Raw genomic sequence first — 26,639 nt, 5'->3', positions numbered from 1 at the left:
TCCTTAATTTCTCCGACTAATTTCTTTCAAAACCTATTTTTTAGCGTTATACGCATCAATTGCTGATTGCAGGTAAGCCTTATAGCTTTCGATATCGTAATTTGCGCCGCTCGTTGGTACCAGAAGTTCTTCGTTATTGTCCAAAATGGCATATAAAGGCTGGGAGTTGGAATTGAACTTCGAGATCTGGAAGTCGGTATTCTTTCTGCCCACGGAAGTGATTTTCTTCCCTGTTGTTTCCGAAACGTATTGTTCTGCTTCTGGAAGTTTCAAATCGTAATCATCCACGTACAGTTCAGCAAGGATGAATTTTTCGTTGATCATCTGCTTGATGGCTGGGTCGGACCATACATCGGCTTCCATCTTTCTACAGTTCACACAGTTCCACCCGGTAAAATCGACCAATAAAGGTTTGTTCTGCGCTTTTGCTGCTGCCAAAGCTTCATCGTAATCATAATACGGATCCATGCCCTTGATGGTTGCACGGTCGTGGAAGTGGCTGAAATGCTTTCTGCTGGTCGCGTCGGCTGATGGACCATGGCCAGCACCTGCTTGTACGCCCGCTGAGATATCAAAATCCTGTGTACCGATCGGTGGAAGGAATGCAGCAATGGATTTCAACGGCGCTCCCCACATCCCCGGGATCATGTAGACCACGAATGAAAAGACAATAATGGCAATGATGGTCCGTGGGACCGACATGTATTTCAGGTCGCTATCGTGCGAGAATTTGATTTTTCCGATCAGGTATAATCCCATTAATCCGAAGATGGTGATCCATAATGCCAAGAAGACCTCGCGATCCAGGAACTGCCAGTTGTAGGCCAGATCCACGTTGGAAAGGAATTTCAGAGCCAAGGCCAACTCTAGGAATCCCAGGACTACCTTCACGCTGTTCAACCATCCACCTGATTTCGGCATGGATTTCAAAAGCGCCGGGAACATCGCGAATAACACGAAAGGAATCGCTAGGGCGAATGAAAAACCGAACATGGCAATGGCAGGACCTAAGCGGTCACCCTTCACGGCAGCATTCACCAAAACCGTACCGATGATCGGTCCAGTACAGGAGAAAGACACCACCGCTAAGCTGGCAGCCATAAAGAAATAACCCAACAGACCGCCTTTGTCAGAGTTGGAGTCGATTTTATTGACAAATTTACTTGGCAATGTAATTTCGAATGCGCCAAAGAAAGAGGCCGCAAAGAATACCAGCATCAGGAAGAAGAAAAAGTTGAATACGCCATTCGTAGAAAGGGCATTCATGGCTTCCGGTCCGAATGCGATGGTAATCAACATACCCAACGCAACGTAGATAACGATAATGAATAAACCGTAGGTCAAGGCTTGCGATACAGCCTGTAACTTCGATGCGGATTTTTTAGTGAAAAAACTAACGGTTAAAGGTACCATTGGGAAGATACACGGCATAAGGAACGCCAAGAATCCACCGACTAGGCCTTCCAGGAAAATTCCCCAAAGGGAGGAGGAGTCGCCGTCGCCGTCTGCCGCGTTAACGGTGGCAGGTGCGGTGGCTGCCGTATCTGCGGCAGTGGATGTATCCTCACCGGAACTGAACTCAACACCTTCCAAATCGGTAAGCAGCGTATCTGCCGTTGCTTCCTCGCCGGAGCTGAATTCTACATCCTCAATGTTGATGAGGCTGTCTTGGGAAAAACCTTGAATAGGGGTAATAGCAATGATAAAAACCCAACTAAGGGCTATATACAATTTTTTTAAGCTGAACATAATTAAGAGTTAATCGAGCCAAAATTAAGAAAAAGGCAGGGAGCCCTGCCTTTTTAAATTCCTTTTTGGATTTACGTTTATTTTATTGTTACCGCAAATTCGTATTCATCCGGTGGTAAACAACGCTCTTTGTCACAAGCCATAAAGGTAGCAACACCTTTAACCGTTGTCGGTTTGTTGTTTGCCAAAGTAACTTTCTGTTGGAAAACCACTTCACCATTGTAATAAGGGACGTTCATCTTGAAGACGTCTTCGTATTTTGTTTTTGGCTCTTTAGCAGCTGGTTTTCCGGAAACTTTCGCACCGTTTGCTGGCGTGAATTTGAAAGATGTTGAGATCGGGCCTCCCGAAGGTACGTTCAGGCCGTAAATATGCCATCCCTGCTCAACGTTCGCTTTCAATAGAATTACCGCTTCCGTGTTACTTAATTTTTTGAATCCTACAGACCATTTCACGGGATTTGCAACCTGTGCAAAAGCGCCGGAAACAGCGAAGACTAAAAATGCAATTAATAGATTTATTTTTTTCATAAAAACCGTGTTTATTCGTATTTGAGACTATACAGTCCGTGTAAAGTTTAATTCAAAGTTAGATTTTATATATTAATTTATCGAAGTTGTAATCAATTTATTGCATTAGAAAACGAACTTCCTTGAAAAAATAGGTTTTTATACCATCGCTTTGTTCGAGGTATAACTGGCCATTCGCATCCACCTTCCGTAAGATGGCCTGGAATGTTATATCAGAAGACGCATAGCGCGCGGGTTTGTCCCTTAGAAATAAGAAATTATTGTATGTTTTCAGTAAATCGTTGGTTGTCAGCTTTTTATTTTTAAAGTTTTCGATTCGATTTTGAAGGAAGGCTAATAGGTTTAGGCATTCCTCTTCCAGATTTTCTGTCGTAATTCCTGTTTCCTTAAACAAGGAGCTGGCAGTGTTTTCCAAGCCATCAAAAAATTGCTTTTGATTGACATTCACGCCGATACCTACCACAGACTGTTTAATTTTCATCCCTGCGCTTTTATTTTCGATAAGGATGCCGCATACTTTCTTCTGGTTGATGAGGATGTCGTTAGGCCATTTTATTTCTGGAGTTATCCCTTTGGAAATCAGCCAGTCGTGAATCCCTAGGCTGATCAGCATATTGAGGGTGAAGTGGTCCTGTAAATTGAGGTAATCTGGGTAGAGCACGAAACTAAAGGTTAAGTTGCTGTTGGGCTCCACGGTCCAGGTGCTGTCACGTTGGCCTCTTCCGGCGGTTTGGTGCCTTGCCATTATGGCAGACCATTCCGGGAGTGGCTTGAAATTTGCCAATTCAGATTTTAAATAATCATTGGTAGAACCTAATTCGTCCAGCACAATTAAATTTTGACGACGTGATTCTCCCGAAAATGTGTTATTTTGCAAAAGATAATGTAGTTAACGTTTGAAAAAAAACTGTTTATTAAGTCAAAAGTATAATAAATCTTAATGAGTAAAAACAAAAATACTTCCTTGTCCGAGAAGTTAGCAGATGTGGTCATCCACGGTATGCAGGAAAAAAAGGGCAATGAGATCGTGCGAATGGATATGCGGGAGGTAAATGGAACTTTATCTGACTACTTTGTGATCTGCCATGCGGATTCTACGGCGCAGGTGAATGCGATTGCAAAGAGTGTTGAAGATGAAGTGTACAAAGCTTTCGGTGAAGATCCTAGGCATAAAGAGGGTCAAGGAAATGGGGAATGGATACTGCTGGATTTTATTGACGTTGTCGTACATATTTTCAAAACAGATAAGCGGTCACATTACAATATTGAAGACCTATGGGGAGATGCGCAGGTTAATACCTACCAAAGCGCATAATTAATAAAAAAACGTAGTTAGAGAGAGTTATAAATGAAGAAAGTTCCTAGTAAAAAGATTACGCCAATGCCACCAAAATTCAATATGATTTGGCTTTGGATTGCGATGATCGTAGGGTTTATTGGACTTCAATACCTATTCAGTGGAGAGTCCTCCAAGAAAATCACCTATAAAGAATTTGAGCAAAAGATGCTTATTCCCGGTGACGTGGAAAAATTGGTTGCCTATAAGAGCAACGATTTGATCGATGTCGAGGTGTTCATCAAACCGGATCGTTTGGATCAGGATAAGTATAAGGATATGGATAACAGCCCGAACAGTCTGTCATTTTCGACAGGTTCGGCGACACCACAGTTTAAATTTACCGAGCCTTCTGCCGAGATATTGGAAGCGAAGCTTAAAGCTTCCCAGGACAGTTTGGCAGCAACACAGCCACGTGTTGGGGTGAACTATGAAGATAGAACGAATCCGTGGGCAGGCTGGTTTATTTCCTTTATGCTGCCGTTGTTGATCATCGTGGTGATTTGGATATTCCTGATGCGCCGCATGAACGGTGGAGCAGGTGCTGGTGGTGGTGCGATATTCAATATCGGCAAATCGAAAGCACAACTGTTCGATAAGGAGTCCCAGATCAATATCACCTTCAATGATGTTGCCGGTTTGGAAGAAGCGAAGCAAGAGGTTATGGAAATCGTTGATTTCCTGAAGAACCCGAAAAAATATACCGACTTGGGGGGTAAGATCCCTAAGGGTGCGTTATTGGTAGGCCCTCCGGGAACGGGTAAAACCCTTTTGGCGAAGGCTGTTGCTGGTGAGGCGCAGGTGCCATTCTTCTCGTTGTCAGGTTCTGACTTTGTGGAGATGTTCGTCGGTGTCGGTGCTTCCCGTGTTCGTGATTTGTTCAAACAGGCCAAAGAGAAAGCGCCATGTATCATCTTTATCGATGAGATTGACGCCATCGGACGTGCACGTGGCAAGAACTCCATCATGGGTGGTAATGACGAGCGGGAGAATACCTTGAACCAGTTATTGGTGGAAATGGATGGTTTCGGAACAAACGTTGGGGTTATTATCCTGGCGGCAACGAACCGTTTGGATGTGTTGGATACAGCATTATTGCGTCCGGGACGTTTTGACAGACAGATTTCCATTGATAAACCGGATTTGATCGGTCGTGAGCATATCTTCAATGTACACTTAAAGCCATTGAAGCTAGCCGAAGAGGTGGATGCGAAGAAACTTTCGGCACAGACGCCGGGCTTTGCAGGTGCAGAAATTGCCAATGTATGTAACGAGGCTGCTTTGATCGCTGCCCGCAAGAATAAGAAAGCTATCGAAATGCAGGATTTCCAAGACGCGATTGACCGTGTCATCGGAGGTCTTGAAAAGAAAAATAAGATCATCTCACCTGAGGAGAAGAAAATTGTGGCCTACCATGAAGCAGGCCATGCGATTGCAGGCTGGTTCCTGGAGCATGCCGATCCATTGGTGAAGGTATCCATCGTTCCACGTGGGGTAGCTGCTTTGGGTTATGCACAGTACTTGCCGAAAGAACAGTTCCTGTACACCACAGAGCAATTGTTGGATAGCATGAGTATGACAATGGGTGGACGTGTGGCTGAGGATATTACTTTTGGTAGAATCAGTACAGGTGCGCAGAATGACTTGGAGCGGATCACGAAATTGGCGTATGCCATGACTGCAGTCTATGGTATGAATGACAAGGTAGGAAATGTTTCCTTCCGTGACAGCGCGAGCGAAAGTCAGTTCCAGAAACCATACTCCGATCAGACGGCAGAGCTGATTGATGACGAAGTGCGTACATTGATCTCTGCGGTATATGAACGGACCAAGCAATTGCTATTGGAAAAACAGGATGGTTTGATCAAGATTGCCGAGAAGTTATTGGAGAAAGAAATCTTGTTCCAGACTGACTTGGAGGAAATCCTTGGTAAGCGTCCGTTTGCCAATAAGACCACCTATGATGAATTCGTGAATGGTGGAGCAGACGGTGGTGGCGTTCCGCAAACGGAACTGCCTTTGCCGACTACCGATCGTGAAGATCTGCAGTCCAAACCTGAAGATCAGAAGAAATTAGATTCAGAACAATAAAAACACTTACAGACAGGACCGCAAATCCTGTCTGTTTTATGATATGAACACCAGGAATACAACCGCTAAGGAAAAGATGCTGAAGAAGATTCGGCAAGCGCTGCTTCAAAAGAGGGAGAACCCACACCCTATGTTTGAGGACAGCCAACTGTATATCGATGACGAGGATTCCTTGGATGTTACCTTTGCTCGGGAATTTACCCAGATGTCTGGCAAGTTTATCTATTGCGATGGGGAGATCAACCTGATCGAGAACCTGATTGTCCTGATCGAGAAGATCAACATCAGTAAGATCTATATCTGGGAGAAACCGCTCCAACAGATGATGGACCAGTATGGGTTTCCATACCGGAAGTCGCAGCAGGCACTTGAGGAGATCGAAGCCAGTATTACGGGTTGTGAGGCGCTGATTGCCAGAAATGGCAGTATTTTGATCAGCAATGCTTCAGAATCGGGCCGCAGGTTGAGTGTTTATCCACCGGTGCACATCGTTATCGCCCGTGCCTCCCAATTGGTTATGGATGTCAAGCATGGCCTAGCCCTGATAAAGGAACGCTACGGCAACGACCAACCGACCATGATTACGACCATTACCGGACCTAGCCGTACCGCCGATATCGAAAAACGATTGGTGCTCGGTGCGCATGGACCTAAAGAATTATATTTATTCCTCTTAGAAGATCGATTCTAGATGCTATTACAATATTTAGTTAACATGCCTGTTGCCAGTGTGATCTTTGCCCTGACCATTGGTCTGAGCATTTATGTTTTTTCAAATCCCGACTGGTATGGGCGCCTCATGTTACATCCCTATTCCATACACCGCGATAAAAGTAAATTTTACCTGATCTTTAGCAGCGGGCTGATCCATAAGGATTGGATGCACCTGCTGTTCAACATGATCACGTTCTATTACTTCGGGTTTCCGCTGGAGCAGATCTTTGTAGAGGCGAGTGGCCCTATGGGGCACGTCCTGTTTGCCGCACTGTATATCGTCGCTCTCGTCTTGAGTGATATTCCGACCATTATGCAGCAGAAGAATAACCCGGGTTATTATAGCCTTGGTGCTTCAGGGGCAATTTCTGCGGTGCTTTTCAGCTTCATTCTCTTCTATCCGAAGGTTAAGCTGTATATATTCTTTGCCCTGCCCATGCCGGCATTTGTCTTCGCCTTCCTGTATTTGGGCTACTGTATCTGGGCTTCCCGAAATGCGAAGGACGGCATCAACCATGATGCACACCTCTTCGGCGCTTTAACGGGACTGCTGTTTACACTGGTTGCCTATCCTTGGATCATTAAGCACTTTATCGGGCAGTTTTAATCCGTCTGAAAGAATAATTAGCCTGTCCAGTCTTCCCGATCGAGGTTGCGGAAGTGGATGGCTTCGGCAAGGTGTTCGTTCTTGATGTCCAATGATCCCTCCAAATCGGCAATCGTTCGGGCAACCTTCAGGATACGGTCGTAGGCACGTGCGGAAAGGTTCAGCTTTTCCATGGCACGCTTCAAAAGTAATTTTCCTTCCTCCTGCAGTTGACAGATCTCCTGGATATTCTTGGCGCGCATCTGCGCATTGCTGTGGATCAGTGGGAATTGCTTAAAGCGCCTTTCCTGTATTTTTCGTGCCTTGATTACCCGTTCCCGGATCTCTTCACTACGCTCGCTGGCCCTTTCCTCGGTCAGTTCACCAAATTCTACCGGTGTCACCTCGATGTGGATATCGATGCGATCCAGCAAGGGTCCTGAAATCTTACTGATATATTTCTGAACGGCAAAGGATCCGCAGACACAATTGCGAAAAGGGTGATTGAAGAAGCCGCAGGGGCAGGGATTCATGGCGGCTATGAGCATAAAGCTAGCGGGATAATCCACGGAAAACCGTGCTCTGGAGATGGTGATGCTACGGGATTCCAGCGGTTGGCGCATCACTTCCAGAACGGAACGCTTAAATTCGGGCAGCTCATCCAGAAAGAGGACACCATTGTGCGCCAAGGATATTTCACCGGGCTGAGGGGTATTTCCCCCGCCCACTAGTGCCACATCGGAAATGGTGTGATGCGGAGAACGGAACGGGCGGATGGTCATCAATGACGATGAATTCGGCAAATGGCCGGAGACGGAATGGATCTTGGTGGTTTCTAGGGATTCATCCAAGGTGAGCGGCGGCAGGATCGTCGGTAGCCGTTTTGCGAGCATGGTCTTTCCGGCGCCTGGAGGACCGATCAAGATAACATTATGCCCGCCGGGAGCGGCAATTTCCAGTGCTCTTTTAATATTTTCCTGTCCCTTCACATCTGCGAAATCCAGGTCATAGCCGTTCAACTTGAATTCAAACTTCTTCTGCACATTGATGACGGTTTGTTCAATTTCATGGCTACCGATCAGAAATTTGACTGCTTCCTCCAAGGTGGATGCGCCATATACTTCCAGCCCCTCTACAATGGCTGCCTCTTCCGTATTTTCTATGGGAAGGATAATCCGCTTGAATCCGTCCTGCTTGGCCTGCATCGCGATGGGCAATACTCCTTTTACCGTATGCAACTTGCCGTCCAACGCCAGTTCGCCAAGGATGATGTATTCATGCAGTTGCACCGTCGGGATCTGGTTCGATGCGGCCATAATGCCAATGGCTATTGCCAAGTCATAGACCGAACCCTCCTTCTTGATGTCCGCCGGCGCAAGATTCACGACGATCTTCTGGCGAGGCATGTGGAAGCCGATGGAGACGATCGCACTTTCGATGCGCTGTATGCTTTCCTTTACCGCGCTGTCCGGTAATCCAACAATGAAATACTGAACTCCCGTTGTCACATTGACCTCGACGGTAATGCTCGTGGCGCTGATTCCGAACACTGCGCTGCAATATGTTTTTACCAACATTTTGAATTAAATTATTTGTCTTAAAGATAAAATAAATAATCTACATATTAATGTTGTTCGTTAATTCGCTGTTGGTATTAATTGTCTTAGGACAAGTTCCGCCGCGGATTTATGTACTACTTTTATGGGTATAAATTGAACCTATGAAAAATCCTATAGAAGTTTCTGTCTGCATTGATTCTACGCTGGAAAAAGTCTGGAAGGCTTGGACAGACCCCGAGTGTATAAAAATTTGGAATGTTCCATTTGCGGATTGGCATTGTCCGTTTGTTAAGAATGAGGTTAGGAGCGGCGGAGCTTTTCATTTTAGAATGGAAAAAATCGATGGCTCCGATGGCTTTGACTATATGGGAAAGTATAAAGAAGTTGTTCCAAAGACAAAAATTCTTATCATTCAGGATGATGACCGACTTTCTTCTGTGATGTTCCAAAAGGAAAATAAAGGTGTTAGGGTAGTAGAAGTTTTTGAACCCGAAAATAGCACTGATTTAAAACAGCAAGAAGAATTCTGTCAATCTGTTTTGTTGAAATTCAAGGACTTTGTGGAAGGAAATCTTTCCCTTTAACTTAACGAGGATTGGGTTTTTGATGGCTTAAGCCATTACTTTCTTGCAAATACACCTTGCTTAAAATTGGTAAATAGATAAAGTATCTTAAAGTCTGTTAAAAAAGCAGAATTATTGTTGTTTTTCCTTTTCTTTGTTTCTGTTAAGTAAATATTTGGACCTTTATTTAAGCAAAACTTTTGTAGGTTTTCGGCGGGTTTAAAAATTACTTATTGTTATGAAATACATGCATTGATATGAAGCCGACAATTTTTTTGCTGCTCACTTTTCTATTTTCAGTATCCATAGCCTCAGCTCAATTGCAACAGCATGGTACGCAAAGACAGATTTCCATTTATTCGGTTGTGGCACACACCGTCCATGGCAAGGTCAAGGGAACCCTGTATCGGGTTTTTGAAGACCGCATGGAGATTAGTGCTAACAATGGGATTCAGACCATTCCTGCGCTAGATATAAAATCGGTTAAGATTAAATTTGATAGGGAAGCACAGGTACCCCTTGGTCAATCCCTTGTTTCCAACAGTATTGCCCAACTTTCTGCTCCCGACGATACGAAAAGAGCACCGGATGGGACGCGGTTGGATTCCAACGGCAATCCATTGTACAATGGCGATGAAGACCATAGCCTTGGCGAACGCTTGCTCGTCAATACAGCAGTCATTACGGGAGCTGTGATCGGAGAGCGACTGGTGCGGTTGATTCCAAAAGGGAATATAGAAGTTTTTAAGATCAATAGGGATCAGGACAAGTTTAAGAGGCAGCATGAAGATTTGGCCATGTATTCCGTATATCTCCAATCTTCTCCCGAATATGACACGATATTACGGGATAAGTTGCGTGCTGCCATGAAAAACACCCTGAAAACAGAAAAGTAATTCGTGCACTACGGTTGGACGCATAGGCTATCTTATTGCCCCATCTATCTCCCCAAAAGTTGTTTTTTTAGCCTTCTCGCTATTATTTTGGTTTAAAAAACGTATATTATCTACATCAGGGAAAAAAGACCGGACGTAGGAACATGTCGACTTTCAGTAAATTTTCATTAATTAAAAACGATTCGGTCTATTTTTTGTTATTAAGTTAGTATCATAGAAATTGGTTTAACAACTAAATTGCAATATAAAATGAATGATAACGGTAAGATTGTAACAGCGCTGTTGGCTGGATTGGCCGCAGGTGCAGTTTTAGGAATTATTTTCGCTCCGGATAAGGGCAGCGAAACGAGAGAAAAATTAAACGAGTCATTGACTGATTTAGGCGAAGCGATCAAAGAGCGCGCTGAAGAGCAGTTTGATCAGTTGAATGATTTTAAAGATAAAATCGTTTCGGCGGTTAAATCTAAGTTGGGCAGAGCAGAGTCTGCTATCGATGAGGAAATCGAGGAGCACGCATAATCCTGCGGCCAACCATTAGATTATTACATTTTTAATTGGGCAGCTGGGCTATCTCTCCGATGGCCCATCCTGTTCACGATATGAAATTAGTGCATGGAAGAACAAAAATTTTCATTTTCTGAGGCCTTTGATAAGTCCAAAGCATACGTTGAGACACAGATTGAGCTAGCGAAATTAAAGGCATTGTCCAGAGCCTCCAGAATTCTGGGCTCTTTGATCGTAGATGCAAGCAAGGTATTATTGACCTTATTGATTGTATTCTTTATGTCGCTGGCATTAGGTTTTTACCTAGGCGAACTGTTGGGCAGCTATTCTTTGGGATTCTTGGCAACGGGTGGTATTTTTATTGTTCTCCTGCTCTTGATCCGGGTATTTGAACCGAAATTGGAAGCGAAATTTATGGACATCTCCATAAAAAGGGTGCTATCCAAGTGGGATGACGATGACGATGACAAGGAGGAAGAGCTTGCCAATGAGGTGCGGGAAAAGGTGCGCGAAGAAGTAGAAGAGGTACAGGAGGAAATTAACGAACAAAAAGAACGAGTATAAGCAGGATATGAAAGCAAAGATTACAAACATACATGAATTGAACGCTGAAATTGCTCGCCTGAAAATTGAAAAGAAGGGGCAGGAGGAGTTCTTATTGAATCAGTATCAGTTATTGCGCCACAAGATCGAAGCGCCGGCACGCATTGCCAACATGGTTTTTGACTTTGTTCCAGGTGTCAACACCATCAAAGGACTGGTGTCGGGAATCGGGAAAGCCACGAGCAAGAAAACAAAAGGAGACTGGTTAACCAGAACCCTGCAGTTGGGTTTACCTTTGGTGCTGAACCGAACCCTATTGAAAAATGCAGGTTGGTTGAAGAAAGGATTGGTATTATTCGCTTCCGAAACTGCCGCTGGGCAGGTGACACAGAATAAGGTCGCCAATGTCATCGACAAAATCACGGACTTCATCAAGCCGAAGAAAGACAAAAAGAAGAAGAAGGCAGTTGAAGAGATTATTGAAGGAGAAGCGGTTGTCGTAAATCCAAAGCCATTGAATCATCCACCGATGATTACCGCAGAGGAAAGCGTCCAAGATAATATTTACGGTATTCCCAAAGACAGTGAGTCTTTCTAGGACACCGTAAAGCTTTCCAGAAGATTGGATAAATCACGCAAGTGCGACTGATAACTCATGTTCAAAAATCATAAATTTTTGAACATTTTTATTTTAGCAAACTCAAGTCCTATTATCCCGGCCAGGTTAAAATTCCCGTATATTACGAGACCTACCTAGCTCCACAATCCTATTCCGTCCCACATACCCCTCTTCCTATCTCAAATCTCAAATCTCACTTCTCATATCTATCGAGGTAATCCCGGTAAGCTGCTTGAATCCCCTCGCGCAGGTCAGTTTTCGCTTTCCAACCGAGTCCGTGCAGTTTGCTTACATCCATCAGTTTACGTGGCGTGCCGTCAGGCTTGCTGCTGTCAAATTCAAGTTCTCCTTCGTAACCGACAACATCCTTGATCAAAAGAGCAAGGTCTTTAATGCTGATATCTTCACCGACACCAATATTGACGAATTGCAGGTCGCTGTATTTTTCCATTAAAAACACCACTGCATCGGCCAGATCATCGGCAAACATAAATTCGCGTAATGGAGTTCCCGATCCCCAGATGCTTACGAACGGGCTGTTGTTCACCTTTGCTTCATGGAATTTACGGATCAATGCAGGCAGTACATGCGAGTTCTCAGGGTGATAATTGTCGTTGATACCATACAGATTTGTGGGCATCGCGGAGATAAAATCATCGTTATATTGCAGACGGTACGACTCGACCATTTTTATACCAGCAATCTTGGCGATGGCATAGGGCTCATTCGTTGGTTCCAATGTGCCGGTCAATAAGGCGTTTTCATTCAGGGGTTGTTCGGCCATTTTTGGGTAGATGCAGCTGGAGCCAAGGAACATCAATTTCTTAACATCATTTTCGTGGGCAAAGTGGATCACGTTATTCTGGATGGCAAGATTCTCGTAGATGAAATCTGCACGGTAGGTATTATTGGCCATGATGCCGCCTACCTTGGCCGCAGCCAAGAAAACGTAATCCGGTTTCTCCGCTTCAAAGAATTCCTTTACGGCCTGTTGGTCCCGTAGGTCCAGTTCCTTTGAGGTCCGAACGATAAGGTTTTCATAGCCCAGTTCCTTCAACTTGCGATAGATCGCCGATCCAACCATGCCTCTATGGCCTGCAACGTATATTTTTGCTTGTTTTTCCACCTGATTATTATTTATACAAATATAAGGTTAATTTTGCGACTTAATTAGCAGCTATGGGTAAGGATAAACTAAGGAAATTTGCCGAGATAGACACGTTTAAGAATGTGGTGCAATTGGATGCCGGCAAAGCATATAAAGGCAATTGGGCCAAGGAATTCTTTCAGAATGATAAGCCTGTCGTATTGGAATTGGCATGCGGAAAGGGCGAATACACTGTCAACCTGGCGAAGTTATTCCCGGAGAAGAACTTCATCGGTATCGACTACAAGGGCAATCGGATTTGGCGTGGCGCCAAGACTGCTTTGGAGGAAGGTATTGCTAATGTAGGTTTTCTGCGGATCCAGATCGAGACCATCTTGGAATACTTTGCCGCAGGCGAGATTTCCGAAATATGGATTACATTCCCCGACCCACAACCGCAAGTGAGCCGAGAGAAAAAACGACTGACAAACCCTACGTTCCTGGAGCGCTATAAAACGATTCTTGTGCCGGAAGGTATTATGCACCTGAAGACGGACAACGATGGTTTCTACGCGTATACCGTTGAGCAGATCGACAACCAACAGTTGCCAAAACTGAAGGAGACAACCGATCTATACCACTCAGATCTTGTGGATGATGTGCTCTCCATTAAGACCTACTACGAGAAAAAATATCTTGCCGTAGATAAAAACATCAACTACGTGCAGTGGAAATTCCGTAAGGCATAGCAATATATAGGAGGATTTTGTAAATTCATTCCTTATGAAAAGAATCCTCCTTATCCTACTTTCCGGTTTGTGCCATTTCGCATCAGCGCAGGAAAACCTTAAAAAAGACTTTGAGAAAATCTATACCGAAGTTTTCACCAACTCGGAGGCGTACGAGCGCCTGAAATACAGTACCGAAACATTGGGGCATCGCCTGACGGGCTCCGAAAATGGGCGAAAGGCGGAGGAGTATGTCCATGACCTGTTGGCATCTTATGGATTTAAAGTCCGTTATCAGCCATTTTCCGCGCAGGGTTGGGCACGTGAATCCCTTGACCTTCGCATCGATGGGGCACCAGTTCATGCGGTTTCACTCGCGCATTCACCCATTGCTGCCGATGTGGAAGCCCCACTTATCGACGTAGGCAATGGTCTTGAGGAAGATTACCAACGCCTTGCGGACCAAGTGAAAGGAAAGATCGCCTTGGTCTATCTGCATATCCTGCCCAATTCGAGGGAAGGAATTAAAAACTTACATCGTTCAGAAAAGTCTGCATTGGCCACGAAATATGGCGCAAAGGGCATTGTGTTCATCAATAGCGTAAAGAACAATGTGCTGCTAACGGGAACTGCTTCGATTACGGGGAAGCTCATCGATATTCCTGCGATCTGTATTGGTCTGGAAGATGGCATGCAGTGGAAGGAGCGCCTAAAGAATGGTGTTATGGATGCACAAATCAAGATGAGGAATACATCGGCCGAAGCGACGGCAAGAAACATCGTGGTCACGCTGGAAGGCACCGATCTGGCGAAGGAAAAGATCGTTGTTGGCGGACATTTGGATAGTTGGGATTTGGCGACTGGAGCGATCGATAATGGCATCGGTTCATTTGCTGTCATCGACATGGCCAGAACGTTTAAGAAATTGAAATTAAAGCCGAGGCGTAGCATCGATTTCGTTCTTTTTATGGGGGAGGAGCAGGGCTTGTTGGGAGCTAAGGCCTATGTTGAAAATGCCATGCGTGCTGGAGAAATCGACCAGATCAAGTACATGTTGAATTTCGATATGGTGAGTGCTCCAAAAGGATTTGCCACAACGCGCGAAGAGATGCTGCCGGTATTGAATGCCATTGGAGCAACCTACATGGAAGTGGATTCCGCGTTTAAGAATGAAAATGCCGCCGGAGCAGGACTGCATAGCGACCATCAACCTTTTATGCTGCAGGGGATCCCTACGGGAACCGGTCGCGGTGGGGCCTTACCCAATAATGCAGGCCTCTATTACCATTCTTCAAATGACGTGTTTGCCCTTGTCGATAAAGTAGGCCTGGAGCAGACCGTTCGCGTCGGTGCCGCGTACCTATGGGGGTTAGCCAACGCCGCAGATATCCCCGCAAAGAAAATGACCGATATAGAACTTGTAAAATTCCTGGAAGCCAAAGGTCTCAAAGAATCGCTGGTGATCTCGGGTGAGTGGCGTTTTGGTCGTTGAGAAGTGAGAAGTGAGAATTGAGGATTAGTATTGAGATGTGAGAATTGAGATATGAGATAGAAAGGGTGTTACTGTGTTTCTGATAGAGGTGAGAGGTGAGAATTGAGATGTGTCTATCCCTAAATAGAGCTGACCGGTCTTACTCAATTAATAGAAAAAGCCCTTACCAACCATAGTAGGGGCATATTTTTTCTAGGCGTATTCTTCTTCTCTCGCTTTCTGTAAATCCCATGCCATCTGCAGGTTCAGCCAATACTCGGCACTGATATTTAACACTTTCTCTAGTTTAATTGCAACTCTAGGTGAAATGTTTCTTTTGCCTTTTAAAATTTCACTAAGATTAGTAGGTAAAATGCCTAATTCGTGGGCTACGTCTTTTTTTAGCAGTTCCCTTTCCTCTATCTCTTCTAGAAGGTATAGCCCGGGATGGAAAGCCTTAACTTGTAAAGCTTCTCCTTTGCTGTTCAGGATGTGATAATTCATAAATTTAATAATATTCGCACGTTTAATGGGGTTTAAGTAATCACTATTTTGCGTAGTGGTTACTCAATTCCTCAATGTGCATGATCTTAATAAGACCGTTTAAATGCCTGTGTTAACCATTTTGCTGTACCCTAACAAAATAGCATGAAATCACCAGATGAATAATTTATTTATACATTACCTATGCGTAAGTTCCTAAGGTTAATGTTGCCCTCAAATTCGCATGATACAGATTTAATGGGTCTTATCTGAACAAACCTCTCAGTTACGACCTCTTCCTTATTCGGTTTATAATATTCTTTTTTGAAGATGAATTCCATAGCTTTCATAATTTAAGATGAGCAACAAAATGTACTGATGTATTGAATTTACCTATTTTCTTCTTCTGAGATTCGACAGGTCTGCCACATATCTCACATCTCATATCTCAAATCTAATATCTATTAAGTCAACAGCCCTCCGTTTTGGATGAAATTGTTTTTCTTTTCGATGAAGGCACCTTTATCGATTGCTTTTGTGGCTTTTGAGATAATGCTGGTTTTGAACCCTTCGGTGAGGGCATCGAGGGCAGTGAAGTAAACGCAAAAGTCAGCTGCCAGGCCGCAAACATGGACTTCCGTTACGCCTCGTGCTTTCAGGTAGCCGGACAGTCCGGTATCTTTGCGCTTTCCGTTGTCGAAGAATCCACTATAGCTGTCTATCCGTTCTTCCATTCCCTTACGGAAGATGGCTTCGATACGGTCCGTGTTAAGTTCATCCGCGAATTCCGCACCATAGGATCCTTGGATACAGTGGTCAGGCCAAAGGATCTGTGCAAGTCCATCGAGGTCAATCTGTTCGAAAGGTAATTTGTCGGGATGCTGGCTGGCGAAACTTTTATGGTTTTCGGGGTGCCAATCCTGGGTGGCGACGACCAAGTTGTAATCTTTTTGGATATGATTGATGATGGGAATGATTTCATCGCCACGGGAAACCTCTAGGGAACCACCGGGTAGGAAATCATTTTGAACATCGACTATAATTAAAGCTTTCATAGGTTTCTTTTTATTGGGATTAATCGACCGATAGCATGTAGCCCACACCTCGGATGTTCGATATCTTGATGCGCTCGTCCTGAGCCAGGTATTTCCGGATCCTACTGATGAATACATCCAAGCTGCGGCCCGTAAAATAGGTGTCATTGCTCCAGTACGTACGGATAATCTCATCGCGAGGCACGACCTTATCTTTTTGTTCGATCAGGCGTTTCAACAATTCCACTTCCCTATAGGATAGTTTTTCCGAGCTGTCACCAAAGGTCAGGAGGCTCTTGATGCAGTCCAAGGTGTAATCGCCGATGATGAGCTTGCTTGGTGCCATGCTCTGTCCATTCTTTTTCAGTGCCGCTTCAATGCGGACGATGAGCTCCTCGATTTTGAAGGGTTTCCGGATATAGTCGTTCGCGCCCAGTTTGAACCCAGCGACTACGTCTTCGGTTTGCGTCATTGCTGTAAGGAAGATGATCGGTGTCAGTAGATCCGTCTTGCGGATTTCCTTGGCAACGGTAAAACCATCCATCAGTGGCATCATCACATCCAGGACAATGATATCTGGACGGTATTTATTGTGGAAGACTAGCGCCTGCTGCCCATTGGTGACATGGCGGACCATAAAACCGTGTGCTTGCAAGCTGTCCGATACGATCATCGCTAGGCTTTCTTCATCTTCGACATAAAGAATGTTTGTCATTTCCCTTCTTTTGGTAATGTAATCACAAAAGTACTGCCAACTCCTTCTTCGCTTTTGAGTTCGATGGTTCCTTGGTGCTGCACGATAATCTGCTTTACGTAAGCCAATCCGAGTCCAAATCCTTTAACATTGTGGATATTGCCGGAAGGAACACGGAAAAACAGGTCGAATACCCCTTTTTGGTAAGCTTTTGGGATACCAATTCCATTATCGGTCAGGGTTAAAGTTACATCTTGTCCGTGGTCCTGCAAAGTAACCTTAATCTTTACGGGATCACCTGCATATTTCAATGCATTGTCCAAAAGGTTGCTGATTACATTCTTGATGTGTGCCGGGTCGGCCAGCACCTGAAAATCCGTCCCTATACTGCTGTAATCGATTTCAACGGTTTTCTTGGCAAACAGCTGTGTGTTATCCAGGCATTCCTGTACTAGGGATTGGAGGTTAAATGTTTTCTTATCCAGTAAAACGCCATTTGTTTCCGCGACATCCACCTGAAGCACGCGTTCGATCATATTGGAAAGGTGCTCCAGCTCCTGCCTGGATATCGAGAGGTAGCGGCTCATGCGTTCCTTGTCATCCATGGCACCATAGCGTTGGATGGACTCAATTGCGGCCATTACCGTGGATACAGGTGTCTTTAATTCATGCGTCATGTTGTTGACAAAAGCCTTTCGCATCGTTGCCAGCTCATTCTGTTTACGGATCGTGGCAAGCAAGCTGATAAATGTACAGATCAGTGCGATGGCCAAAATGACGCTGAAGATAATCTGCCAGGCGATGAAGCGCAGTAAAAGTAGGGTAGGGTTATCAAAATCAACTTCGAGGTAGAGGTTTTTGGCCGGGTCAACAGCGATCGGGCGGGTTTTGCTCTCACGGAATCGTTGTTTGTAGAAATCCCGTTCCCGCTCGTCCTCATTGGGTAGACTGCTTATTTTTAGAGCAAAAGGGCTGTAAACATTTCGCGCTTTTAAGGCTACGGTCAATCTGAGTTCAAGGGAATCTACGACCACATCGGTCCAATTGATGCTGCGCACAACATAGGACGATATGAAATGTTCACCCATTTTCCGTCGGAAATTCGCCGTGTCGGCCGTATTGGTTGAGTCGGTGGACGGGCGACGGCCAAAATTCATCTGTTCGATGATTTTCTTGGCTGTATCGGTATTTATTTGGGGGTATCTGTCCTTAAAGGCGAGGGATAGGCGTTCAATTCGGGCAGAACGTTGATTCTGGTTGTCACGCTGAATGGCCTCCTCATTTTCATTGTAAAAATCCTGTACAACGTCAAACAATGCTCTTTCAGTCATGCCCAAATAAAATTGTTTATGTCCAAAATAGCTGCCGTGTAGCCAAAAACTCAGTACAGCAATGATTCCACTGGCGGTGAGAATAATGGCTACCAACAATATTTTATACTTTTTTAACATAATTAAAACAAATTTAAATTAGTAGATTTGCTCCGCATAAATAAAAGCGCCCTTTTAACAAATTATAACATTGATTAACATTTGAATACTATAGAAATGTCGCGAATCAATGTACTTTTGCGTTAAGTGAGTAATTGAGTGTGCAGGTGACAAAAACAATTACTGAACGGTGTTGACCGAAAGACAAGTGAAATTAAAGATCCCGATTTTTAACCAATCCGGAAAATTGAACATTTAGTAAGCTGTTTTTGCAAGACTGAAGATTAATATGATTAAACAACTACGATTAATTCTTTTTGCTACCCTAAGTTTAAGTGCAGCCATTTTTACGGCAAGTTGCGATAAGGATATGAATATTTCGTTGGATAACGAAAATATAGACAACCTGAATGTAACCGGAGAGGACAGCCTTTCCTCGGTTGTTTCCACGGTATTGATGCCGAATATCCCGACGTCTGCTTCAGGAGCGATCTTGGTCGGTCGGATGAACCACCCAACAGCGGGAATCTTGACTTCCTCATCCTATTTCCGATTGAACCCTACAGGTAACAATGTGGAGATCCCAACGGGAGCGGAATTCGACTCGCTTACCTTGGTCCTTAAACCGAGCTCTAAAAGATATGCCTACGGGGATACCACCAAAAGACAGACCATTACAGCGCATCGTCTGACACAATCCCTAGAAACGACAACCTTACAGGCTTCCAATATTACGGGGCAGGTGGTTCCGATCTATGTGACTGGACCTGCGATTTTTGGACAGACTAAATTTGCCTACGCTGAAGAAGCATTGGGTTCCGTGAATTTCCTTCCACACGTGAACAAGATGGATAGTCTTGCGATCCGTTTGAGTGACGCTTTGGGGCAGGATTTCTTCACTAAGATTAAAGCCAACAACATCGCCTTCAATTCGGAGGCTAATTTCCAGGATTTCTTCAAGGGAATTACCCTACGTCCAGGAAATGAGAATACAGCATTCGTAAGTTTTCAAGACACATTGGAATTACGCGTGAACTACTCTTATATGGGAACCGATGGTTTCAAGAAGAAGGGTGCACGTTTGATCCGCATGGGCGAAAAGGCTTACCAATACAACCAGATGGAAGCTGATCGCAGCCAAACAGCATACGCCACCTTATCCACGAAAAAACCCGTACCGGCAACAGCTACGCAGGGAGTAACTTTCGTACAGGGAGGGACAGGTGTTGCGACGGAGATCAAATTTCCGGGTCTGAAAGAATTTATGCAACAGCCGGGTATTGCCATCAACAAGGCTGAATTGGAAATTGAAATTGCTTCCAGCCACCTGGGAAACCTACCGGCAGGAACCAGTCCGATTTTATTTGTTTCTGAATTGGGAAATCCAGTAACGTATATCGCACAACCATTTACGAACAATATCCAGTTGGGATCTTATATTGTGGGAACGAGTACCGGTAGAAATGGACGCTATGTGTTCAATATGATCGAGTACATCAAGAGTACCACCCTGCCGAATTACGAGGATAGATCCTTATTATTATCTTTGTCGTCCAATGAGTTGCGAAACAGAGTGAACACGACCGTTCTGGCAACACAGAACAACAAACCGAAAGTTAAATTAAATATCGTATATACAAAATTTAAATAGTCTATGAATAAGAGAAATTGGCTTGTACTACTTTTGATAGGAGCCTTCGCAATGACAATCTTTAATTCTTGTAAGAAAGAAGATGAAACAGAAACCGATTCAGGTCCAACAGAATGGGAAAGATCCAATGCATTTGTAGGTAGCCCTAGAAATTTAGCTGCAACATTTACCTTGGGAGATGTAGCGTATGTGGTTGGTGGTAAAATGAAGAACAACGAATTGTTGAGTGATGGTTATTCATTTGACGGTTCATCATGGACTAGAATTGCTGATTTTAATGGTCCTTTGCGTCACGGTGCCGTAGCTTTCGGTGTTAGTGGTAAAGGATATGTAGGTTTAGGATATGGTGCTGATGGTGAGGAATCTGGTTATTTGAAAGATTTCTACCAATACGATCCAGCTGGAAAAACTTGGAAGAAAGTAGCTGATTTCCCTGGTGAAGGCCGTGTGGGTGCAGTAGCTTTCACAATCGGTGAGTTCGCATATGTTGGTTTAGGTACTAACGAAGCAACTGATCAAGGTTACTTGGATTTCTATAAATACGATCCTAAAGCGGATAAATGGTCACAGATCAATGCAGGTAAATTCACGGTTAAACCGGCTTATGCTTTTGCATTCGTAATCAATAATGTTGCATATATCGGTGGTGGTTACTCCAATGGACAGCCTTCAAATGACTTCCACGCATTTGATGGAACTACATGGACGAAGAAAGGTGACTTGAGCAACTCTACAAGAGACGCTAGACGCTTCAAAGCTTCTGCATTCACTGTAGGTGGCAATGGATACGTTGTTAGCGGTCAATCATTGTCAGGTGTAGTTCCAACCGTATGGAAATACAATCCTGCTGATGACTCTTGGTCTGACGGTAGCCAATCATTACCTTCTGCAAGAATCAACGCTGTAGGTTTTGCCGTAAAAGGTAAAGGATATATCACAACGGGTAACAGCGGAAGTTCATTCTTTGATGATACTTACGAATTTACGCCGGTTAGATAAGAAGTATATTTTTATATAACGATAGAAATAAGCTGCCCCAAAAGGGTGGCTTATTTTTTTTGTGGGTACTGTCGATTCTTGGGGTATCTATTGTTAGGAGAAGACACTGTCGAATAGTCGATAACTGAGGACATCGTTACAAAGGGTTCCCTTTGATGGACGATTGTTACATTGGAATATGATTGGGGTATGTGCAATTCCTTGGGAAAAGATTGCGCTGGAGATGAGATTTAAATACGCAAAAAAAGAGCGGGCTCATTTGTATGAGCCCGCTCTTGATGGTAATTATATTAAATTTTTCGCTTTCAGTAATTCTGCGACCTGTACCGCGTTGGTTGCAGCTCCTTTGCGCAGATTGTCAGCAACCACCCATAGATTCAGGGTTTTGGGCTGCGTTTCATCACGACGGATACGGCCAACGAACACCTCGTCTTTACCATGTGCATCCTTAGGCATTGGGTATTCCAAGTTGGCAGGGTTGTCAACAACGATCACACCTTCCTGTGCTTCTAGCGCTGCACGAACATCAGCAAGATCAAATTCGTTTTCAAATTCAATGTTCACCGACTCCGAGTGCCCACCGATAACAGGGATACGCACGGTAGTCGCTGTTACTTTGATGGAATCATCACCCATGATCTTGTTTGTTTCCAAAATCATCTTCATCTCTTCCTTGGTATAGCCGTTCTCTTGGAACACATCAATGTGTGGGATGACATTCAGGTCGATCTGGTACGGATATGCTTTTTCGCCTTCGACACCTTGGCGCTCGTTCATCAATTGATCAACAGCTTTTACACCGGTTCCTGTTACAGATTGGTAGGTCGATACGACAACGCGTTTGATTTTATATTTTTCGTGCAATGGTTTCAAGACCACGACCATTTGGATGGTCGAACAGTTCGGGTTGGCGATGATCTTGTCATCGGCTGTCAACACATCGCCGTTCACTTCCGGTACCACCAATTTCTTGGATGGATCCATCCGCCATGCCGAGGAGTTGTCGATAACTGTGATGCCAGCTTCCGCAAATTGGGGAGCGAACTCGGTAGACGTGCTTCCGCCTGCAGAAAACAACGCCACATCGGGTTTCAGTGCAATAGCTTCAGTTGCTGTAACGACCTTGTACTTCTTTCCCTTGAATTCGATTTCCTTACCCTTACTTCTTTCAGAAGCTACGGGGATCAATTCAGAAACTGGGAAATTACGTTCCGCTAAAACTGTCAACATTTCTGACCCGACTAAACCTGTCGCGCCTACTACTGCAACTTTCATAGTGATTTCTTGCGTTAAATTTTAAAAAATTTTGATTGTATTAAGGGAACAAACATACTAAATAAACAGTTATTATCCCTATAATTTTTAGGTTTTCATAACTGAAAAACAAGACCTTGGAATAATATTCAACATTATTGCGTCTTTGCTGTGAATCGTTCAGGTAATCGCTGTGTTTGTTGATAATCTTTCATTGGGAAAAGCCTTTTTCCGCCGTAAATTTTTTGTGCAATTTTTGATAGTCCATAATTAAATCATACGTTTGCGCAAAATGTTGTAAAACATCATATTCAGGCATTTAATTGGTAATTTCGCCATATTAATTGTTGATAATAGTAATAACTTTTATAAAACTATCATTTCATAATGAAAGAAGTTATATTGATGATCGGAGCCAATGGCCAAATTGGTTCGGAATTAGCAGCAGCGCTGCGCAAGAAGTTCGGTATGGAGAACGTCATTACCTCAGACATCCGTGAACCGAAGGAAATAGGCGAAGGTGAAATATTCGAAACCTTGAACGTATTGGATAAAGAGGCGATCAAAGCCCTTATGCTGAAATATAAACCCACGCAGATCTATTTATTGGCGGCGATGTTATCCGCAACAGGAGAGCAATATCCGCAGAAAGCATGGGATCTGAATATGAACGGCTTATTGAATGTCTTGGATCTTGCCGTAGAATTGGGTATCAAGAAAATCTTCTGGCCTAGTTCCATTGCGGTATTCGGTCCACATTCTCCGAAAGTGGATACGCCGCAATACTGTGTCATGGATCCAAATAGTATCTATGGTATCAGTAAACTTTCCGGTGAGCGTTTAGTGGAATACTACCATAACCGTTATGGCTTGGATATTCGCAGCGTGCGTTATCCGGGGATTATTTCATGGCGTACTGAACCGGGAGGTGGCACAACAGATTATGCGGTGCACATCTTCTTCGAAGCCATCCGTCAGGGAAAATATACGTCCTTCCTTTCGGAAAATACAGAGCTACCGATGCTGTATATGGATGATGCCGTACGCGGTACCATTGAATTGATGGATGCTCCAGCAGAGCAGTTGACCATCCGTTCCAGCTACAATTTGGCAGGTATAAGTTTTACGCCGAAGCAAATAGCTGAAGAAATTAAAAAAATTCTCCCTAATTTTGAAATCTCCTACGCAGACAATGACCCACGTCAGGCAATTGCGGATTCATGGCCAAAGAGCATCAATGATGACACGGCACGGAATGACTGGGGTTGGGCTCCAACATTTGATCTGGCAGGAATGACAAAAGATATGCTAGAGAATCTTAAAACAAAACTAAAATAAAATGGGTAGAGCTTTCGAATTCAGAAAAGAAAGGAAATTTAAACGCTGGGCCAAGATGGCCGTTCAATTTACGCGTCTTGGAAAAGAAATTGCAATCGCAGTAAAAGAAGGCGGTCCTCACCCGGAGAATAACTCACGCTTACGTACCGCTGTCCAGAACGCTAAGGCTGTCAACATGCCGAAAGACCGTGTGGAAGCAGCCATAAAAAGAGCTTCGGAAAAGGATTCCAAAGGCTATGAAGAGTTTGTATATGAAGGATACGGCCCACATGGCGTACCGGTGCTGATCGAAACAGCAACCGATAATACCAATAGAACGGTTGCCAACATCCGTAGTTACTTCACCAAATCCGGTGGTTCCTTGGGAAAAACAGGATCTCTTGATTTTATTTTCCAACGCAAGTCTATCTTCCGTTTTCCGGCAAGTGAAGAATTGGATGTGGAAGAACTGGAATTGGAATTGATCGATGGTGGTCTTGAAGAATTATATGTGGAGGCAGACGAAGAAGGAAACGATGTAGTCGTTGTACAGACTTCTTTTGAGGACTTCGGAAACATGCAGCGCTTATTGGAAGAAAAAGGTATCGAAGTGAGCTCAGCAAAATTGGAACGTATTGCCCTTTCGCATACGGATCTTACTGAAGAGCAAGCTGCCGACGTATTGAAATTGATCGATAAGATCGAAGAAGACGATGATGTGCAAGCGGTTTACCACAACATGGATTAACACGCAACAAGCGCAATAGAAATCAGGAAGAGGGCTTTGCCCTCTTTTTTTGTGTCTAAATGTATACATTTGTATATGCTAACATTCACTGAATTTTTCACCAAGAAGAAGATCGACCTTCATGCATTGCGACAGGAACGTCCTGAGCTGTATCAGGAATTTGATCGCGATTATGCATTGATGGGTGAGAAAAGCTTTGATCATAGCAAGAAATTTTGGTTCAATCGACTGCGCAAGGATTTCCTGCTCGAAGAGATTTCTGTGGAAATTCCTCCTGCGGAGAAGAAAGCGGAAACCGTGCCTGTAGCAACTCCGCCAGTTGAGGGAGCTTCCAAACCTGCCGGATTCCGTCCGAAATTTAAAGCAGCTGCGGTTGCCAAACCTACTGAAGATCAACCTGAGGTTAAGGAGACGGAGCCAGCGAAACCAGCCGGCTTTACACCGAAGTTTAGACCGAAGACAACTCAATCTACGCCGGAAATTCCAGAGAGGCCTGGAGATTTGACCACGGAAGAGAAGAAGCCTGCTGCGCCTTCCGGTTTTAAGCCCCGTTTCAAGGCCGCTGCGCCGCCCAAGCAAGTTGAAGAAGGTATTGAGGGTGGGGTTGATAAGAATCCCACAGATACGCCTAAAACGACTTCTTCTGATGCAGAGGCAGCTCCATCCTCAAAACCGGCTGGCTTCAAGCCACGTTTCAAAGCGGCAACACCTCCGAAAAAGGTAGAGGCCGCTGACAACAAGGAAGATGCGCAACCGAATAAGGAAGAGACGCCTGTGAGCACAGCGAAACCTAAGGGTTTCACACCGAGATTCAAAGCGAGTGCACCTCCGGTAAAAGTGGATGATACGGCGGACCGTAAGGCGGAAGACAATCAAGATACTCCCGATACAGAACCGAATCCGTCAAAACCGAAGGGTTTTACCCCACGGTTTAAGGCTGCTCAGGTCCCAAAACAAGAGGATGACCAAGAAGAAATTAAAAGTCCCGACGAAACATCTGCTGCATCCGATGCCGCTAAACCTGTAAAACTCGGATTCAAACCAAAGATAAAATCCCAAATCCAGACGAAAGATGAGTCTACAGAAAGTCCTGCATCTGCCTTGAAACCAGAGGATTCAACGGAGGGGGATGCTGGTGAGCCGACTAATCCGGAAGCTGAGATAAAAAAGGAAAAGAAATCGACAGGCTTTAAGCCGAGATTTGTCGTGAAAAATAAAGGAACACAAAATGACGGTCAGGATGAGAATAAAAGCGAAAAATCCTGATAATATTTTATTTTTATAGTCAAATACTTTTTAGAATATGTTAAAGGAAGAACGGCAAGCCTACATTATACATCAGATTAATATCCATAATAAAGTCCTTTCCTCGGACTTGAGTGTACAGTTAAATGTTTCGGAAGACACCATCCGTCGCGACTTGAATGAGTTGGCGGAAAGTGGGAAGGTTTTAAAAGTTTATGGGGGTGCACTCTCTAAATCGTTTCAATATCCTTTTCAGGAAGGGAACGTCTATGCAAAGGAGGCCAAGAAGGAAATTGCTTCCAAAGCGATATCGCTGATCAAAAGCGGCATGACGATCCTGGTCGGAGGTGGTACCAGCATGATAGAATTAGCGCGTTTGGTGCCCAAAGATATCCAATGCACCTTTTTTACCATCAGTCCACTGGTGGCTTTGGAGCTCGCGGAGAAAGAAAATCTGGAGGTGATCCTGATCGGTGGGAAACTTAGCCGGAACACCAATGTGGTATCCGGATCGCAAGTGATCAACGAGCTTACGGACATCAAAGTTGATCTTTGTTTGCTGGGGACGAACAGTCTCTCGGTGGAAGAAGGGGTGACGGACTCGGATTGGGAAGTCGTTCAGATCAAGAAGGCCATGATCCGCTGCTCCCAGAAATTGGGCGTATTGAGCATTGTGGAGAAATTGAACTCCAATCAGAAATTGCGCGTATGTCCATTGAAGGATATCAGTTACCTGATTACGGATTTGAATCCCAAGCATCCAAGCCTTGCAGAATTCAGCAAGCAAATTACAGTGATCTAATCGCAG

The 26,639-nt window shown here is 44.3% G+C and carries 27 protein-coding genes; 17 read left to right on the top strand and 10 right to left on the bottom strand.

All coding sequences use genetic code 11. The features are described 5' to 3' along the window. Positions 1–33: 33 nt before the first annotated feature. The 3 genes from G6N79_RS02680 to G6N79_RS02670 all read right to left on the bottom strand — a co-directional run bounded on the left by G6N79_RS02680 (position 34) and on the right by G6N79_RS02670 (position 3,108). A complete protein-coding gene (locus G6N79_RS02680; RefSeq protein ID WP_103905056.1) occupies positions 34–1,749 on the bottom strand; it encodes a protein-disulfide reductase DsbD family protein in 1,716 nt (571 codons plus the stop codon). A 77-nt stretch (positions 1,750–1,826) separates the two neighbouring features. Next, positions 1,827–2,279 carry a protein-disulfide reductase DsbD domain-containing protein gene (locus tag G6N79_RS02675; RefSeq protein ID WP_103905055.1) on the bottom strand — a complete coding sequence of 151 codons (453 nt, stop codon included), beginning with the start codon at positions 2,277–2,279 and terminating at the stop codon, positions 1,827–1,829. Positions 2,280–2,376: 97 nt separating this feature from the next. Further along, entirely contained in the window at positions 2,377–3,108 is a 732-nt protein-coding gene (locus G6N79_RS02670; protein WP_160003612.1) for a biotin--[acetyl-CoA-carboxylase] ligase, read from the bottom strand. 111 nt (positions 3,109–3,219) lie between these two features. Here G6N79_RS02670 and rsfS point away from each other — a divergent pair, with 111 nt between their 5' ends. The 4 genes from rsfS to G6N79_RS02650 are packed head-to-tail and all read left to right on the top strand — an operon-like array spanning position 3,220 to position 7,027. Then, complete coding sequence (gene rsfS / locus G6N79_RS02665) at positions 3,220–3,594, top strand: ribosome silencing factor (RefSeq protein ID WP_103905053.1); 375 nt, start codon at positions 3,220–3,222, stop codon at positions 3,592–3,594. A gap of 33 nt (positions 3,595–3,627) precedes the next feature. After that, positions 3,628–5,706: an ATP-dependent zinc metalloprotease FtsH gene (gene ftsH / locus G6N79_RS02660; protein ID WP_103905052.1), complete on the top strand. Its 2,079-nt coding sequence runs from the start codon at positions 3,628–3,630 to the stop codon at positions 5,704–5,706. A 43-nt stretch (positions 5,707–5,749) separates the two neighbouring features. Next, on the top strand, positions 5,750–6,397 hold the full coding sequence (locus G6N79_RS02655; protein WP_103905051.1) for a LutC/YkgG family protein: 648 nt from the start codon (positions 5,750–5,752) through the stop codon (positions 6,395–6,397). 24 nt (positions 6,398–6,421) lie between these two features. After that, the gene (locus G6N79_RS02650) at positions 6,422–7,027 is read left to right on the top strand and encodes a rhomboid family intramembrane serine protease (RefSeq protein WP_234993139.1); all 606 of its coding nucleotides are present in this window, start codon (positions 6,422–6,424) and stop codon (positions 7,025–7,027) included. A gap of 17 nt (positions 7,028–7,044) precedes the next feature. Here G6N79_RS02650 and G6N79_RS02645 read toward each other — a convergent pair whose 3' ends face one another. Further along, positions 7,045–8,583 carry a YifB family Mg chelatase-like AAA ATPase gene (locus tag G6N79_RS02645; protein WP_103905049.1) on the bottom strand — a complete coding sequence of 513 codons (1,539 nt, stop codon included), beginning with the start codon at positions 8,581–8,583 and terminating at the stop codon, positions 7,045–7,047. A 143-nt stretch (positions 8,584–8,726) separates the two neighbouring features. On the opposite strand from G6N79_RS02645, the gene G6N79_RS02640 reads away from it, so the two are divergent. From G6N79_RS02640 to G6N79_RS02620, 5 genes are all read left to right on the top strand, one after another. After that, entirely contained in the window at positions 8,727–9,149 is a 423-nt protein-coding gene (locus G6N79_RS02640) for an SRPBCC domain-containing protein (RefSeq protein ID WP_103905048.1), read from the top strand. 236 nt (positions 9,150–9,385) lie between these two features. Continuing rightward, positions 9,386–10,024 carry a hypothetical protein gene (locus G6N79_RS02635; RefSeq protein ID WP_103905047.1) on the top strand — a complete coding sequence of 213 codons (639 nt, stop codon included), beginning with the start codon at positions 9,386–9,388 and terminating at the stop codon, positions 10,022–10,024. A gap of 249 nt (positions 10,025–10,273) precedes the next feature. Then, a complete protein-coding gene (locus tag G6N79_RS02630; RefSeq protein WP_103905046.1) occupies positions 10,274–10,543 on the top strand; it encodes a YtxH domain-containing protein in 270 nt (89 codons plus the stop codon). A 93-nt stretch (positions 10,544–10,636) separates the two neighbouring features. After that, positions 10,637–11,092, top strand: coding sequence for a hypothetical protein (locus G6N79_RS02625; protein WP_200818749.1), 456 nt, complete (start codon positions 10,637–10,639; stop codon positions 11,090–11,092). A gap of 7 nt (positions 11,093–11,099) precedes the next feature. Next, positions 11,100–11,669 (top strand): hypothetical protein, encoded by a 570-nt coding sequence (locus G6N79_RS02620; protein WP_103905045.1) that lies wholly within the window; start codon positions 11,100–11,102, stop codon positions 11,667–11,669. Positions 11,670–11,883: 214 nt separating this feature from the next. On the opposite strand, the gene fcl is transcribed toward G6N79_RS02620, so the two are convergent. Further along, complete coding sequence (gene fcl / locus G6N79_RS02615; RefSeq protein ID WP_103905044.1) at positions 11,884–12,816, bottom strand: GDP-L-fucose synthase; 933 nt, start codon at positions 12,814–12,816, stop codon at positions 11,884–11,886. Positions 12,817–12,869: 53 nt separating this feature from the next. Between fcl and trmB the strand changes: the two genes are divergently transcribed. Then, positions 12,870–13,526 (top strand): tRNA (guanosine(46)-N7)-methyltransferase TrmB, encoded by a 657-nt coding sequence (trmB, locus tag G6N79_RS02610; RefSeq protein WP_103905043.1) that lies wholly within the window; start codon positions 12,870–12,872, stop codon positions 13,524–13,526. 34 nt (positions 13,527–13,560) lie between these two features. Further along, on the top strand, positions 13,561–14,997 hold the full coding sequence (locus G6N79_RS02605; protein WP_103905042.1) for a M28 family peptidase: 1,437 nt from the start codon (positions 13,561–13,563) through the stop codon (positions 14,995–14,997). Positions 14,998–15,189: 192 nt separating this feature from the next. Here the strand turns inward: G6N79_RS02605 and G6N79_RS02600 are convergent, their stop codons facing one another. The 4 genes from G6N79_RS02600 to G6N79_RS02585 all read right to left on the bottom strand — a co-directional run bounded on the left by G6N79_RS02600 (position 15,190) and on the right by G6N79_RS02585 (position 18,638). Next, positions 15,190–15,480, bottom strand: a complete 291-nt coding sequence (locus G6N79_RS02600; protein WP_103905041.1) for a HigA family addiction module antitoxin — start codon at positions 15,478–15,480, stop codon at positions 15,190–15,192. A 443-nt stretch (positions 15,481–15,923) separates the two neighbouring features. Further along, positions 15,924–16,514 carry a bifunctional nicotinamidase/pyrazinamidase gene (pncA, locus tag G6N79_RS02595; RefSeq protein WP_103905040.1) on the bottom strand — a complete coding sequence of 197 codons (591 nt, stop codon included), beginning with the start codon at positions 16,512–16,514 and terminating at the stop codon, positions 15,924–15,926. A gap of 19 nt (positions 16,515–16,533) precedes the next feature. Beyond that, entirely contained in the window at positions 16,534–17,208 is a 675-nt protein-coding gene (locus G6N79_RS02590; protein ID WP_103905039.1) for a response regulator transcription factor, read from the bottom strand. Beyond that, positions 17,205–18,638 (bottom strand): sensor histidine kinase, encoded by a 1,434-nt coding sequence (locus tag G6N79_RS02585; RefSeq protein ID WP_103905038.1) that lies wholly within the window; start codon positions 18,636–18,638, stop codon positions 17,205–17,207. Before G6N79_RS02585 ends, G6N79_RS02590 begins: the two co-directional genes overlap by 4 nt. A gap of 268 nt (positions 18,639–18,906) precedes the next feature. Here G6N79_RS02585 and G6N79_RS02580 point away from each other — a divergent pair, with 268 nt between their 5' ends. Together G6N79_RS02580 and G6N79_RS02575 are read left to right on the top strand one after the other, a co-directional pair. Then, entirely contained in the window at positions 18,907–20,268 is a 1,362-nt protein-coding gene (locus G6N79_RS02580) for a DUF4270 family protein (protein WP_103905037.1), read from the top strand. A 51-nt stretch (positions 20,269–20,319) separates the two neighbouring features. Next, on the top strand, positions 20,320–21,267 hold the full coding sequence (locus G6N79_RS02575; RefSeq protein WP_103905036.1) for a Kelch repeat-containing protein: 948 nt from the start codon (positions 20,320–20,322) through the stop codon (positions 21,265–21,267). A 285-nt stretch (positions 21,268–21,552) separates the two neighbouring features. Here the strand turns inward: G6N79_RS02575 and G6N79_RS02570 are convergent, their stop codons facing one another. After that, complete coding sequence (locus tag G6N79_RS02570; protein WP_103905035.1) at positions 21,553–22,542, bottom strand: aspartate-semialdehyde dehydrogenase; 990 nt, start codon at positions 22,540–22,542, stop codon at positions 21,553–21,555. 366 nt (positions 22,543–22,908) lie between these two features. On the opposite strand from G6N79_RS02570, the gene G6N79_RS02565 reads away from it, so the two are divergent. From G6N79_RS02565 to G6N79_RS02550, 4 genes are all read left to right on the top strand, one after another. After that, complete coding sequence (locus tag G6N79_RS02565; protein WP_103905034.1) at positions 22,909–23,859, top strand: NAD-dependent epimerase/dehydratase family protein; 951 nt, start codon at positions 22,909–22,911, stop codon at positions 23,857–23,859. Position 23,860: 1 nt separating this feature from the next. Beyond that, a complete protein-coding gene (locus G6N79_RS02560) occupies positions 23,861–24,586 on the top strand; it encodes a YebC/PmpR family DNA-binding transcriptional regulator (RefSeq protein WP_103905033.1) in 726 nt (241 codons plus the stop codon). Between the two features lie 75 nt (positions 24,587–24,661). Further along, entirely contained in the window at positions 24,662–25,852 is a 1,191-nt protein-coding gene (locus tag G6N79_RS02555; protein WP_103905032.1) for a hypothetical protein, read from the top strand. A gap of 37 nt (positions 25,853–25,889) precedes the next feature. Beyond that, entirely contained in the window at positions 25,890–26,633 is a 744-nt protein-coding gene (locus G6N79_RS02550; protein ID WP_103905031.1) for a DeoR/GlpR family DNA-binding transcription regulator, read from the top strand. Positions 26,634–26,639: the final 6 nt, after the last annotated feature.

This window comes from Sphingobacterium lactis (assembly GCF_011046555.1).
Classification (GTDB): Bacteria; Bacteroidota; Bacteroidia; order Sphingobacteriales; family Sphingobacteriaceae; genus Sphingobacterium; species Sphingobacterium lactis.
The sequence above is the reverse complement of the archived record's forward strand: the minus strand, read 5'-3'. Positions and strand labels throughout refer to the sequence as shown.